Genomic DNA, 13,323 nt, shown 5'->3' with positions numbered 1-13,323 from the left:
CCATCATGTGATGGAAGAGCTTGTCGGGTCAGTTCACGTCCAACCATTTGAAGCTAGCATCAGCTCCGAACGGGTGACGGTACATGTTTTCGATGTTTGAGCGTTCGAGGTACGCCTCACCTTTTTGATAGATCGGTGCGATTGCGAAGTCCTCTTCGAGCAAGATGCGCTCAGCTTCTTGCATCGTTTCCCAACGCTTCATTTCGTCGGCTTCTTTCTTGGCTGCTTGAACGAGCTTGTCGTACTCGTCGTTCGAGTAAGCCATCCGGTTGAACGGACCGTCCGTGACCCACATGTCGAGATACGTCATCGGATCTTGATAGTCAGGTCCCCAGCCGGCAGCGGAGACGTCATAGTCGCCCGCGCCTTCAAGCTCAAGGAAGTTTTTGAACGGTTGTTGTTTAATGTTAAGTGTGAGTCCTGGCAAGTTCTTTTCAAGCTCGCCTTTGATGAACTCGTTTACTTTCTTGAACGCTTCTTCGTCACGTGAGAGGAACTCAAGTTCGACCGTCTCGACGCCGAGTTCAGACAATCCTTTCTCCCACGCCGCTTTCGCTTCGTCTACGTTGTAGCTGAGGAGGTCTGGATATTTCTCACGGAAATCAGCACCGTCAGACGTGTACGTGAAGTCTTTGGCGACGATGAAGTTTGCCGGTTGCGAACCGTCCGTCAAGATGACGTCCGTGACGCCTTGTTTGTCAAAACCTTTCGCGAGTGCTTCACGGATGTGGACGTTTTGGAGTGCCTCGTTCTTTTGGTTGAAGCGAAGGAAGTTGATGCGGGCATCGGCGCGCGTCTTGAACTCTTCGCTGTCTTGGAACTGAGGGACAAATTCAGACGAGAGGAGCGTATAGTCCGCTTCGCCAGACTCAAACAAGTTGACGCCCGTCGATACGTCTTTTACGACTTTGACGTTGATCGTCTCCATCTTGACGTTGTCAGCATCCCAATATTCCGGGTTTTTCTTGTAGACCCAGCCTGTGTTGTCTTGCCAGCTCTCAAGCACGTAAGGACCGTTGTAGAGCGTCTTGTCGACAGCGCTTGCGAACGCTTCGCCTTGCTCTTCGACGAACTCTTGCTTTTGCGGCATGTACGTCGGGAAACCAGTCAATCCGAGGAAATAAGGAGCTGGCGCTTCAAGTTGAACTTCAAGCGTCTTCTCATCCACGGCTTTCACGCCGAGGTCGTCAATGGCAGCCTCACCCGCGAGGATGCTGTTGGCGTTCTTCAAGTCTTGAAGGATGTACGCGTATTCGGCACCCGTCTCTGGGTTCAATGCGCGTTTCCATGAATAGACGAAATCTTCAGCTGTGATTGGCGAGCCGTCCGACCAGTTGGCGTCACGTAGCTTGAACGTGTATGTAAGGCCATCTTCCGATACTTCGACGTCTTCCGCGATTCCCGGTGTCGGTTGGTTGTTCTCATCTAGACGATACAGTCCCTCGAAGACGTTGTTCGTCACGATGATCGATGTCGAGTCTGTCGTGAGTGTCGGGTCGAGCTGCGGCAAGTCGGTTGCCGATACGAACGTGACTTCTTTTTTCGCGTCACTCGACGAAGATCCTTCAGAAGAGCTTGACGATTCTTCATTTCCGCCACATGCTGCCGTTGCGAGCAAAGCGACTCCTGATAAAGCTAACCATTTCTTGTTACGCATTGTCATACCTCCCGAAAATTCTGATTCTTTCGAATATAATGTCATTAAACTACAAATAAAATGAATACGCAATTTATTTTTTGTAATTATTCGAAAATATAAACATTAGTGAAATACCTATCAAACTGCTCTTGAATTGAGTAGAATGAAAAAATCATCGGATGAATATACGTTATTTGTGTATAGTTATTCGTCAGACGTCAACGGAGTTCGGAGGTTTTTTTCATGAAGTCACAAACAGCCGGAATCGGCTTTTTTGGTCTTGCAGCGATGGTCGTCGGGACGATGATTGGCGGCGGGGCGTTCAATTTACCGGGAGCGATGGCACAAGGTGCCGGCGTCGGTTCCGTCTTGATCGGTTGGGCTATCACGGGGGTCGGCATGATCATGCTCGCGTTCGTGTTTCAATATTTGGCGGACTCCCGTCCCGAGCTAGAGGGCGGGATCTATGCGTACGCTAAGGAAGGGTTTGGCACGTTCGTCGGTTTCAATAGCGGTTGGGGCTATTGGATGTCGGCTTGGATCGGGACGGTGGCGAATATTACGCTCATCTTTAGCACGCTCAGTTACTTCTTTCCGATTTTCTCGGCCGAGCATCGGACGTTCCGTTTGCTCATGAGTGCGCTCCTCATCTGGGGATTGTTTTGGTTGATCTCACGAGGGATGAAAGAAGCGGCGCTCCTCAATATCGTCACGACGATCGCTAAGCTCGTGCCGATTTTCTTGTTCATACTCCTCATCTTGTTCGCATTTCGTATCGAGACGTTCCAAATTGATTTTTGGGGCGAAGAAGGATTTAAGTGGTCGCACGTGTTCCCGCAAGTGAAATCGACGATGCTCGTGACGTTATGGGCGTTCGTTGGAATCGAAGGGGCGGTCGTCTTGTCCTCCCGCGCCCGCAACAAACGGGACGTCGGACGAGCGACGGTCATCGGGCTCGTCGGTACACTCCTCATCTATATGATGATTTCGATTTTCTCGTTCGGTGTCATGACACAAGCGCAGCTCGCCGCGTTGCCGGAACCGTCGATGGCGTACGTGTTGGAGGCGGTCGTTGGACCGGTCGGGGCGAAGCTCATCAATATCGGGCTGCTCGTCTCACTCGCTGGCGCACTTCTCGGCTGGACGATTTTGGCGACGGAGATTTCCTATGTGGCGAGCCGGGATGGGGTCTTCCCGCGCCTGTTCAATCGTTTAAATGAAAACGAGACACCGGTGAACGCGCTGTTCGTCACCCAAGCGTTCACGCAAGTCGTCACGGTCATCGCCTTGTTCTCGGAGCAGACGTACTTGGTCCTCTCGAGCATCGCCGGGATCGCGGCGCTCGTCCCGTATCTTTTCTCGGCTTTGTTTGGATTGAAAGAGGCGAGACGGGTGAGCTCGTGGAAGATGCTCGTCATATCTAGCATCGCTTCGATTTACGCCGGGTGGTTGCTGTACGCTTCAGGGCTTGAATACATGCTCATTGCGATGATTTTATATGCGCCGGGCATTTTCGTGTTCATGTTAGCCGAGCGGGAGCAAGGGCGGCCGTTTCTCAGTCGACTTCAATATGCGATCGCAGTGCTGATTTTGCTCGCGGCGACATACGGGGTGTACGGACTCGCGACGGCATCGATCACACTATAATGAAAAAACACTGACCCGTCGGGGGTCAGTGTTTTTTGTTGTCCACTTGAGTCGTGAGCATGTGGACGATTCGGTGCGGCGGCATCGGTTTGGCGTATAAAAAGCCTTGGAACGAGTCGCAGTCTGTCGTTTTTAAGTGGTCAAGCATCTCCTTGTCCTCGACGCCTTCGGCAACGACGTGGAGGTTCAAACTCTTCCCGAGATGAACGATGACATCGAGCAAGTGTGACTTCGATGTGAGCCAGTCATCCAAAAAGACTTTATCAATCTTCAACTCGTCGACAGGGAACGATTTCAAGTATTGAAGTGACGAGAATCCTGTCCCGAAGTCATCGATCGACAACCGATAATCGAGACGCTTGATTTGATTCATCCGGGCGATAATTTCTTCTGTCTGTTGCATGACAAGACTTTCCGTGATTTCGAGAATCACGTCGCTCGGGTTCAGATTGAGCTGTTGTTTAATGTTTCGCAACGTGTTGATGAAGCTCTCGCTCCGGAACTGGTTCGGCGAGATGTTGACCGCCATCGACAGCGGTTGATCGACGAGCAGCTGCCAGGCTTTCAATTGTTTGGCTGCCTCGAGGATGACCCAGTTGTTGATCGGGACGATGAGCGCCATTTCTTCGGCGAGCGGGATGAACTCGGAAGGCGGGATTTGACCGAGCTCGTCGTGATGCCATCGCAGCAACGCCTCGAACCCGATAAGCCGATCCGTCTTCAACTCATATTTCGGTTGGTATTCGAGATAAAAGTGCTTCTCTTCGAGCGCTTTGTAAAGTGCCTTCTCGATATGGATTTGCCGCGAAAAGGCGTCGTCCATGTCTTTCGTGACGAATTGGATCGTCCCGACCCCGATCCGTTTTCCTTTGAACAAGGCACTTTCCGCCCGTGTATATAGTTCTTCTAACGAGTTCGTCGCGGACGGATAGAAGACGCAGCCGATTGAAATCGACAACATGATCGAATGGTGGTAAATCCGGAACGGCCGCTGCAACTCGTATTGCAATTGACGCAGCAACTGGAACACTTCTTCTTTTGACTGTTCTAAGAAGAGGACGCCGAACAAGCCGCCGGAAGGATGGAACATGACGCTTGATTCAGGCAAGTAACGGGCCGCCCGTTCCTTGATTTGGAGCAACAGTTCGTTGCCGACGCGTGAGCCGAACGACTCGTTGATGATCTTGAACCGGTCGATATCGAAGAGGGCGATATGGACGAGACCTTCTGTTTTGTCGGTCGACTGAAGGATGGCTTTGTATTCGCGTAACCAACCTTTTTTATTCAACAAACCGGTCAAATCGTTGTAGTACGCCAAGTATTCGACTTCACGTTCGAGCCGTTTTTTGTCAGAGACGTCAAAGCCGAACGCCGTATATTGAAGGACGTCGCCATCCTCGCTCAAAATCGGAACGACCGTCAAGTTGAGCCAACAGACGTTCGTCGCATGCCGTTTTGAAGAGATCGGCATCTCACCGTTCCAAATACGGTCGGATAAAAGAGAACCTCGCACCTTCTCGGCGATCGGATTATTTTCATACATCGGATGAATCAGTTCGAACCAGTTTTGACCGATGAAGCTGTGGTTCGGCGCACCAATCAGTTCACATAGCATCGGGTTGATTTCGTGAATGACGCCTTCAGCGTCCGCTGACAAATAGTACGTCGACTGCTCGATCATCGATTGAAAATGATGCAGCAGATTGAACTGTTCCGTGCTGATGAGCGGACCAAATCCTTTCGGTAAGAAAGCGAGAAAATAGCCGCTAAAATCGTGGATGGCGAACGATTGTAAATAGGCGGTCGCGTACACGAGCGAACCGTCTTTATGTTGGAATGGCGTCATCGCCGTCGTCGAGAACGGGTATTGAAGGAGCAACGGTGACCACGTCTCGAGCGCGCTTTCTAAATGTTGGACGACGGGGAGCCCGCGATGGAGCACCTCGTCACGCTCCCATCCGAACAGCGCTGTCGCATGTTCGTTCCATAAGAGGACGTCGCCGTCGAGGTCGATATAACAGCATGGGATTGATAAGGCGTCGATGAACGCGTCAATCGGCAAGTCACGCAATGATGCCACACGAATTCCTCCAATCTACGTCGAATAAGTCATAGTCTACGTTCAGTGTACCTTATTTTCCCAACCCGAGGAATGGTCAAGTTCGCCGTTGTCAAAAGAAAGACGGTCGTCATATACTGAAAGAGTAAGATCGACTTTTTAGAATAAGGGGGAAATCAAATGTCAAAGACACAAGATGTGATTGAATTGACAGAGAAGTTCGGGGCGCACAACTATCATCCACTTCCAATCGTGATCTCGGAGGCGAAAGGGATCTGGGTCACTGACCCTGAAGGGAATCGCTACATGGATATGTTGAGTGCATATTCGGCTGTCAACCAGGGGCATTGTCATCCGAAAATCATTCAAGCGTTAAAAGACCAAGCGGACAAGATTACGTTGACGTCACGCGCGTTTTACAATGATCAGCTCGGCCGTTTCTACAAAAAAGTGGCAACGCTTACAAACAAACAGATGGTGTTGCCGATGAACACGGGCGCAGAAGCGGTCGAGACGGCGGTGAAGGCGTCGCGTCGTTGGGCGTATGAAGTGAAGAACATTCCAGGACAAGCCGAGATCATCGTCTGCTCGGGCAACTTCCACGGACGGACGATGGCGGCTGTATCCATGTCGACGGAAGCAGAATATCAACGTGGCTTTGGACCGCTCTTGCCAGGATTTAAAGTCGTGCCGTACGGTGATATCGACGCGTTCGAAGCGGCCATCACGGAAAACACGGCGGCGTTCATCGTCGAACCGATTCAAGGGGAGGCGGGGATCATCATTCCGCCAACAGGTTATTTAAAACGGGCGAGCGAGTTATGCCGCGAGCATAACGTCTTGTTCGTCGCGGATGAGATTCAATCAGGGCTCGGACGTTCGGGGAAATGGTTCGCCATCGAATGGGAAAATGTCGAACCGGACATGTATATCCTCGGAAAAGCGCTCGGAGGCGGCGTCTTCCCGGTCTCTTGCGTAGCCGCCAACGAAGATGTGCTCAGTGTGTTCAATCCGGGATCGCACGGGTCGACGTTCGGCGGTAACCCGCTCGCGGCGGCCGTCTCGATCGCGGCGCTCGAAGTGCTTGAAGAAGAGAAACTCCCAGAGCGCTCCCTCGAGCTCGGGACGTACTTCATGGACCGGCTCAAATCAATCGATAACCCGCTCATCCAAGAAGTGCGCGGTCGCGGGCTGTTCATCGGGATCGAGTTGACGGAAGCCGCTCGTCCTTACTGTGAGGCGCTCAAGGAGCGAGGCTTGCTCTGTAAGGAGACGCACGAAACGGTCATCCGTCTCGCACCGCCGCTCGTCATCACGAAAGAGGAACTCGATTCGGCGTTCGAGGCGATTGCGGCTGTGTTCGCGCCAACCCCTATTTCATAACGGGAACCGATTTGTTATAATCTAAGAAGCAATCCGACACCTGCCGCATGTATTGCCCGGCAGGTGTTTTCGTTAGGGAGGAAACAGGCATGCTCTATATTTATGTCGGGCTAGCCGGCGCGTTCGGAGCGCTTCTCCGTTACGAAATCGGGGTCGGGGTCCATAACTTTTATGGGGGGACGTTCCCGTTCGAGACGCTTGCGGTCAATGTGATTGGGAGTTTTCTGCTCGGTTGGCTCACGCATTACTTGTTCCGGACCGGACGGCTCTCGCCGATGGTCGTCACGGCGCTCGGTACCGGGTTTATCGGGTCGTTCACGACGTTCTCGACGTTCAGTGTGGAGACGATCGTGATGATCGAGGCAGGGAACCTGGCAGGGGCGCTCACGTATGTGACGCTGAGTATCGTGCTCGGTCTGTTCAGCTCGTGGTTAGGGTATAAGCTCGGCACGAAACGATTCCTTCGTTTTGCGAAGCGAAAGGGGGAAGCGTGATGATGATCGTTACCGTGATGATCGGTGCCTTTTTTGGGGCGATGGCGCGTTTTGGGGTCGGTCAGCTCGTGAAGGTGTGGACGACGTCGGTCTTCCCTTGGGCGACATTGTTCGTCAACGTCACCGGGTCATTTTGGCTCGGATATTTATATGCAGCCCATGTGGACCACCAACTGTTACTCGGCATCGGCGTCGGATTCCTTGGATCGTTCACGACGTTCTCGACGTTCAAACTCGAAGTGATGCGGTTTGTGACGAAAGATTGGCTCCGCTTCGGCCTGTACTTATTGGTGACATATGTATTTGGTTTGATCGCTGCCTATATTGGATACCACATTGGATGAAACAACCCCCGCGGATATTTTCCGCGGGGGTTGTTTTATTCGGCGATTTGAAGCTTTTCCGCGCACGATGAGCACGTCGTCTCGTACGATTCGCATTGTTCATCCATATGTTTTCCGCATTCTTGACACGTCTTATCCGGTAATTTCCGATAAAATTCGACCGACGATTCAAGTCGGCTTGCCCATTCGTTCATGATGAGACTCCTCCTTCAAAAATGTGGATTCGTTATTAAGGTTGTATTGATTGTATTATAACAGTGGTTAACAAGTCAATAATAATATATAACAGATTTTTAAAGGGAGGTTTGATAAAATGTATGTAATGAGAAATGAGGTGAGACAGGTGAAGGCACCCCAATGTGAAACGATAGCGATTCAAAGTGAGGACGTAGCGGTTTTGCAAGCGGCCCTCGTTAAGTTGGATGCGGCTCGAGTCAGTCGTTTATTCAAAGCGTTTGCCGATCCGACACGTTTAAAAGTGCTGTACGTATTGACGCTTGAAGCAGAATTATGCGTTTGTGATGTGGCGGCCGTCATCGGTCACTCGAATGCGACGGCGTCCCATCATCTCCGGACGTTGCTTGAACAAGGGCTCGTCAAATATCGGAAAGAGGGGAAAGTCGTCTACTATTCGCTCGATGACGACCATGTCCGTCTCCTCGTCGAGATTGCGATGGCCCACAGTGCCGAACAACGACCGATCGAATCATGAGTGTCTGCCGCTGCGTAGCGGGAGGCGCTTTTTTTGTATTGCGGGATGAGCGCGGACGCGTTATCATATATTCAAATGGATGTTTGAATGAGGAGGGGTACGATGGAAAAACGAGATGTCTTGCCGGTCGAAGGGATCACTTGCACGAACTGTGCGGCGAAGATTGAGCGGCGCGTCACAGAGCAGGACGGTGTCGCATCTTGCCGGATCGACTTTGCCACGAGTCAAATGGTGATTGAGTGGGTCGGTCCGTCCGATCGTGAAGAAATGCTTCGTTCCATCGAGGCGACGATGGAGCGGATTGAACCGGGTGCCCACTTCGTCCGCAAAGACGAAGCGGACACGAAAGCAGACCGATTGCTTTGGCGTTTTGGGGTCGCGCTCGCCTTGCTCGGTTTCGGCTTGTTTACCGACTCGCTCCTCCTGTACGTGCTCGCCTACGTGATTGCCGGATACGACGTGGTTTACACGGCGGTCCGTAACATCTGGAACCGCGAGTGGTTTGATGAAAAGTTTCTTATGACCGTGGCGACGCTTGGGGCGTTCGCAATCGCGGAATATCCGGAAGCAGTAGCGGTCATGTTATTTTATCAACTCGGTGAATATGTCCAAGGTCGGGCCGTGAGAGCTTCACGCCGTTCGATCCAGTCGTTGTTGAACATGAAGCCGACGAAGGCACGGGTCTTTATCGAAGGGAAAGAAATCGAGCGTCATCCAGAAGACGTCGAGATCGGTACGGTCATCATCGTCCGGGCCGGGGAGCACGTGCCGATGGATGGAAGAATCGTGACGGGAGCAAGTTCACTCGACACGGCGTCCCTTACAGGTGAATCACTTCCCCGCCAAACAGGTCCCGGGGATATCGTGCTCGCTGGAATGTTGAACTTAGACGGGCGCCTTGAAATCGAGGTGGAACGTTCCGCGAAAGAGTCGAGCCTGCAAAAAATGATTGCGCTCGTGGAACAGGCGAGTGCGAACAAGGCGAAGACGGAGCAGATGATCACGCGTCTCGCCAAAGTGTATACACCGATCGTTGTCGGATTGGCTGCCGTCGTCGCGTTCGTACCGCCTCTTTTCGTCGGGAATTTAGAGGAATGGGTATACCGGGCCTTGATTTTCCTTGTGATCAGCTGTCCTTGTGCCCTCGTTATCTCGATTCCGCTCGGTTATTTCGGCGGCATCGGGGCGGGCTCAAGACGGGGGATTTTGGTGAAAGGCGGCGAGTATTTAGACACGCTCGCCGAGGTCGACACGATTGTGTTCGATAAGACCGGGACGCTTACGACCGGACGTTTTGACGTGACCGCAGTCGAGACAGACGGACAAATGTCAGAAGAAGCGTTATTAAAACTTGCGGCACGAGTTGAAATCGCTTCGACGCACCCGCTTGCCGCAGCGATTGTGGCGCGAGCAGGAGAGACGACAGCATTCGCCGATGTGCGAGAAGAGCCGGGGTATGGTCTCATGGCGCTTGACGGGACGGACCGAATCTACGTCGGGAGTGCCCGCTATATGGAAAAACTGGGACATGCAGTGACCGAGGCAAGAGTCGGGACGAACGTTCACGTAATGAGGAACGACCGTTGGCTCGGACGGATCGAGTTAATGGATACAGTGAAGCAGGACGCTGTCGAGGCGGTCGCTTCGTTGAAGCGCCGTGGATATCGAACCGTCATGTTGACGGGGGACCGGGCGGCTGTCGCCGACAAGGTCGGGCGAGAGCTCGCCATCGATGACGTGAAAAGCGAGCTTTTGCCGCATCAAAAAGTCGAGGCGGTCGAACGGTTGGTTCGGCATGGAAAAGTCGCTTTCGTCGGCGACGGGTTGAATGATGCGGCCGCGCTAGCGCGAGCCGACGTCGGACTCGTCATGGGAGGCATCGGCAGTGACGCGGCAGTCACAGCTGCAGACGTCGTCTTGATGAACGATGCGCCGAGCGACATCGTCGCCGCCATCGACCTTGGAAAACGGACGAAGCGCATCGTCTGGCAAAATATCGCGTTCGCGTTTGGGATGAAGGCATTGTTCCTCGTTCTCGGGGTCCTCGGTATCGCTTCGATGTGGGAGGCCGTTTTTGCGGACGTTGGCGTCGCCTTGCTCGCCATCGCGAACGCGACCCGCTTGATCCATGGTACGAAAAAAAGCCTCAAGCAAGCTTGAGGGGAAGGACCGGTCAGTCATGATCGGTCTTTTTTCGTATTTTGAATAGTAAAAACACGAGGATGATGAACGTGGCGGTGAGTAAAATTGCTAGCGATAACAGTGCCTGGATCGCGAGGTCGATTTCTCGTTGTGTCGCTGTCAATTGCTTCCGGATGTCATTGTATTGCATCTTTTTCAGTGAGCGCAAATCTTCGAGAATGGTCTGACGTTGATCGGTCATCGTTTCGGCCACGGCGGTCGCTTCGTCGATATTACCAGCTTCGTAAATGACGAGGACGCGATCGGCTTCTTGCTCCCAAATCCCATCCCGATATAACAAGTCGAGAAGCGAGCTTGGTGTGCTCGGGTCGCTGGCGATGGACGCTTTCAACTCTTTCGCTCGTTGGGACATGCTGTAATAGGCTTCTAAGAAGCGTCGGTCATCGTAGGCGAGAAGACCACGGATGGCGTTGGCCCGCTCGATGTTATAGTACATGATCTCTTCGATCGCTTGATACGAATCGAGCCGTTCACCGTGAATCACTTCAATCCGTTCGTTCGTGTTCCGTAACTGGATGATGAAACTGGTGATGACGAGCACGAGCAAGACGGCCAATGCGCCGAAGAGTGCGAGCCATTTACGCTGAGACATGATCGTTCCCTCCCTTCTGATGACCATCGTACAATATTTTGTCTCGTTCGGCACAAAATATTTTTTTGGAAAAGGAAAAAAACGGGTAAATGTATAAAAAGACAATAAGCCGTGCCTTGTTATCGTTTACAATTGGGAAGAGGTACGATTTCAATCATAAGGAGAATAACTATGCCAGAGAACTCGTCGTTAAAAAAGTTACATCAGGTCTTAAAAACAAAGCGGACCGATTTACATTACGAAATCCCCACCTTATGGAATCGGATGCGGTTTTCGTCCGAACCGGTCCGTGACGGTGTTGAACGGGTCAATCCGTACGACTTTTTAATTGAGACGATTGAGAAAGGCATCCTCCCGCACAAAGTGGACGGACGGGACTATCATCAGTCTGTCGCAAAGGCTGACGGCCATTTGCAGACAGGCGGCGATTGGATTAAACGCGCCTCGGTCTACTCGATGCAAGTCCGGACTTCGACGTCTTGGGACCATGATGGCTCCGGCTATGTCGAGATGGAAAACTCACAAGGGATGAAAGACACGGGCACGTTCGTGAAGACGCTCGCTTTGTTACCGCACTTGTTGTACATGGGCATCGATACGTTATTCTTGTTACCGATCTCGCAACATAGCCACAAGAACAAAAAAGGAGAGTTCGGCTCCCCATACGCCGTCCAAGATTTCTTTGCCATCGATGAAGAGTTAAAAGAGACGCTCACGGGAGACGGGTTGACGGTCGAAGAAGAGTTCGCCGCTTTCGTCGAAGCGTGTCACATGGTCGGGATCAGGGTCGTCATTGACGTCATCCCACGGACGTGTTCCCGGGACAACCGGTTGATCCTCGAGAACCCCGAGTGGTTTTATTGGATCCCGGTGACGGAACTCGATCATTACCATCCGCCGCACGTCCCAGGTATCGGAGAGAATGTGAAACCGGAGTACGCCTTCTTGCCGATGATTTACGGGTCAGAGGATGTGTGGCACCACTTGCGTCGCTTCTCGATGGCACCGAACCGTGTCGATGCGAAGAAATGGGAAGATGTGAAGCAGTATGTGACCGAGCACCCGGAAGAGAACTTACTTGCCGTCATTGAGCGCGAATTCGGATTGACGACGGCCCCGGCGTTCTCGGATTGCATCAACGACCCGCAACCTCCATGGTCGGACGTCACCTATTTCCGCTTGTTCCTCGATCATCCGACAGCGGCCGCGCCGTACGTGAACGAGGCGAACTTGGCGCCGTACATCTTGTTCGATTCGATCAAGTCGAACCAGTTCCGCGGCGAACAGATCAACGAACCGCTCTGGGCGATGCTTGCCGACATCATCCCGCATTATCAACGGGAATACGGGATCGATGGCGCTCGGATCGACATGGGCCACGCCTTGCCGGTCGACTTGGCACAACGCATTTTGACAGAGCCGCGTGAGCTCGACTCTAACTTCAGCTTCATCGCTGAAGAGTTGATTGAAGCAGGGGCATGGGCGGCACGCGATGCGGGTTACAACATGGTGATCGGTTACGGATTTTATAAAGAACCGCGCTTCGACACACACGAGACCCACCAATTCATCTATGATTCTCGCTTCTTGCCGCTCCCGGTATTTGCTGCCGGTGAGACAGCGGATACACGTCGTCTCGCGACGCGTGACGGGGGACGCCGAGCGAGTCGTCTGCTCACTGTCTTGAACGGTTTCATGCCGAACGGGGTGCCGATGACGAACTCGGGGCTTGAACTTTACGAGACGCAGCCGATGAACACCGGACTTGATTGCCGGCCTGAAGAAGCGTATCAATTGTTCCCGACGGACCCTTACTTCGGAAAACTTGCGTTCTTTGACGCCTATCAGTTCCATTGGGACCATCCGGAACGCAATGAAATGATCGAACTTATGCACCAAGTGGCCGGGATCCGGCGCCGGTGGCTCGACGTGCTCGTCAATCCGAGCCATTTCGAGCCGCTGACGATGCCGTACATGGACGCTCCGTTCATCGGTCTCGCCTGGCTACGGGCGGACACGAACGAGACGCTCATCATCGTCGCGAATACGGATATGCATCATTCGTTACAAGGGACGGTCCCGCTTGACGGCGTTCGTCGCCGCAACTGGAACGCGAGCCGTTTCGCCGAGATGGTGTACTCACCGAACTCGTGGCCGTATGCGGAGCATCGTTTCGATGAAAACTGGGACCTGTGGATCGATTTGAAACCAGGTGAAGTGAAAGTGTATGAGATGAAGTATTGTTAAAACG

The 13,323-nt window shown here is 52.6% G+C and carries 11 protein-coding genes; 7 read left to right on the top strand and 4 right to left on the bottom strand.

Translation table 11 applies throughout. The features are described from left to right. Positions 1–28: 28 nt before the first annotated feature. Entirely contained in the window at positions 29–1,657 is a 1,629-nt protein-coding gene (locus JJU47_RS02860; protein ID WP_228616027.1) for a peptide ABC transporter substrate-binding protein, read from the bottom strand. A 225-nt stretch (positions 1,658–1,882) separates the two neighbouring features. Between JJU47_RS02860 and JJU47_RS02855 the strand changes: the two genes are divergently transcribed. Continuing rightward, positions 1,883–3,286: a basic amino acid/polyamine antiporter gene (locus JJU47_RS02855; RefSeq protein ID WP_228616026.1), complete on the top strand. Its 1,404-nt coding sequence runs from the start codon at positions 1,883–1,885 to the stop codon at positions 3,284–3,286. 25 nt (positions 3,287–3,311) lie between these two features. On the opposite strand, the gene JJU47_RS02850 is transcribed toward JJU47_RS02855, so the two are convergent. Beyond that, positions 3,312–5,366 (bottom strand): sensor domain-containing protein, encoded by a 2,055-nt coding sequence (locus JJU47_RS02850; RefSeq protein WP_228616025.1) that lies wholly within the window; start codon positions 5,364–5,366, stop codon positions 3,312–3,314. 159 nt (positions 5,367–5,525) lie between these two features. On the opposite strand from JJU47_RS02850, the gene JJU47_RS02845 reads away from it, so the two are divergent. From JJU47_RS02845 to JJU47_RS02835, 3 genes are all read left to right on the top strand, one after another. Beyond that, positions 5,526–6,728 (top strand): ornithine--oxo-acid transaminase, encoded by a 1,203-nt coding sequence (locus JJU47_RS02845; RefSeq protein WP_228616024.1) that lies wholly within the window; start codon positions 5,526–5,528, stop codon positions 6,726–6,728. Positions 6,729–6,817: 89 nt separating this feature from the next. Further along, on the top strand, positions 6,818–7,222 hold the full coding sequence (gene crcB / locus JJU47_RS02840; protein WP_228616023.1) for a fluoride efflux transporter CrcB: 405 nt from the start codon (positions 6,818–6,820) through the stop codon (positions 7,220–7,222). Further along, positions 7,222–7,566 carry a fluoride efflux transporter FluC gene (locus JJU47_RS02835; RefSeq protein WP_228616022.1) on the top strand — a complete coding sequence of 115 codons (345 nt, stop codon included), beginning with the start codon at positions 7,222–7,224 and terminating at the stop codon, positions 7,564–7,566. The genes crcB and JJU47_RS02835 overlap by 1 nt, the downstream gene beginning before the upstream one ends. A gap of 35 nt (positions 7,567–7,601) precedes the next feature. Here the strand turns inward: JJU47_RS02835 and yhfH are convergent, their stop codons facing one another. After that, positions 7,602–7,760 carry a protein YhfH gene (gene yhfH / locus JJU47_RS02830; protein ID WP_228616021.1) on the bottom strand — a complete coding sequence of 53 codons (159 nt, stop codon included), beginning with the start codon at positions 7,758–7,760 and terminating at the stop codon, positions 7,602–7,604. Positions 7,761–7,909: 149 nt separating this feature from the next. On the opposite strand from yhfH, the gene JJU47_RS02825 reads away from it, so the two are divergent. Together JJU47_RS02825 and JJU47_RS02820 are read left to right on the top strand one after the other, a co-directional pair. Next, complete coding sequence (locus JJU47_RS02825) at positions 7,910–8,278, top strand: ArsR/SmtB family transcription factor (protein ID WP_409629977.1); 369 nt, start codon at positions 7,910–7,912, stop codon at positions 8,276–8,278. 102 nt (positions 8,279–8,380) lie between these two features. Further along, positions 8,381–10,438 (top strand): heavy metal translocating P-type ATPase, encoded by a 2,058-nt coding sequence (locus JJU47_RS02820; RefSeq protein ID WP_228616020.1) that lies wholly within the window; start codon positions 8,381–8,383, stop codon positions 10,436–10,438. A gap of 13 nt (positions 10,439–10,451) precedes the next feature. On the opposite strand, the gene JJU47_RS02815 is transcribed toward JJU47_RS02820, so the two are convergent. Then, complete coding sequence (locus tag JJU47_RS02815; RefSeq protein ID WP_228616019.1) at positions 10,452–11,072, bottom strand: hypothetical protein; 621 nt, start codon at positions 11,070–11,072, stop codon at positions 10,452–10,454. A 171-nt stretch (positions 11,073–11,243) separates the two neighbouring features. On the opposite strand from JJU47_RS02815, the gene JJU47_RS02810 reads away from it, so the two are divergent. Further along, on the top strand, positions 11,244–13,319 hold the full coding sequence (locus tag JJU47_RS02810) for an alpha-amylase family protein (RefSeq protein ID WP_228616018.1): 2,076 nt from the start codon (positions 11,244–11,246) through the stop codon (positions 13,317–13,319). Positions 13,320–13,323 lie beyond the last annotated feature (4 nt).

Source organism: Exiguobacterium sp. (assembly GCF_020832205.1).
Lineage (GTDB): Bacteria > Bacillota > Bacilli > Exiguobacteriales > Exiguobacteriaceae > Exiguobacterium.
This window is presented reverse-complemented; position numbering and strand designations above follow the sequence as displayed.

Coding starts and splice junctions, on each gene's coding strand:
- JJU47_RS02855 (WP_228616026.1), top strand. CDS start 1,883: ATGAAGTCACAAACAGCCGGAATCGGCTTTTTTGGTCTTGCAGCGATG.
- crcB (WP_228616023.1), top strand. CDS start 6,818: ATGCTCTATATTTATGTCGGGCTAGCCGGCGCGTTCGGAGCGCTTCTC.
- JJU47_RS02820 (WP_228616020.1), top strand. CDS start 8,381: ATGGAAAAACGAGATGTCTTGCCGGTCGAAGGGATCACTTGCACGAAC.
- JJU47_RS02860 (WP_228616027.1), bottom strand. CDS start 1,657: ATGCGTAACAAGAAATGGTTAGCTTTATCAGGAGTCGCTTTGCTCGCA.
- JJU47_RS02810 (WP_228616018.1), top strand. CDS start 11,244: ATGCCAGAGAACTCGTCGTTAAAAAAGTTACATCAGGTCTTAAAAACA.
- JJU47_RS02815 (WP_228616019.1), bottom strand. CDS start 11,072: ATGTCTCAGCGTAAATGGCTCGCACTCTTCGGCGCATTGGCCGTCTTG.
- yhfH (WP_228616021.1), bottom strand. CDS start 7,760: ATGAACGAATGGGCAAGCCGACTTGAATCGTCGGTCGAATTTTATCGG.
- JJU47_RS02845 (WP_228616024.1), top strand. CDS start 5,526: ATGTCAAAGACACAAGATGTGATTGAATTGACAGAGAAGTTCGGGGCG.
- JJU47_RS02835 (WP_228616022.1), top strand. CDS start 7,222: ATGATGATCGTTACCGTGATGATCGGTGCCTTTTTTGGGGCGATGGCG.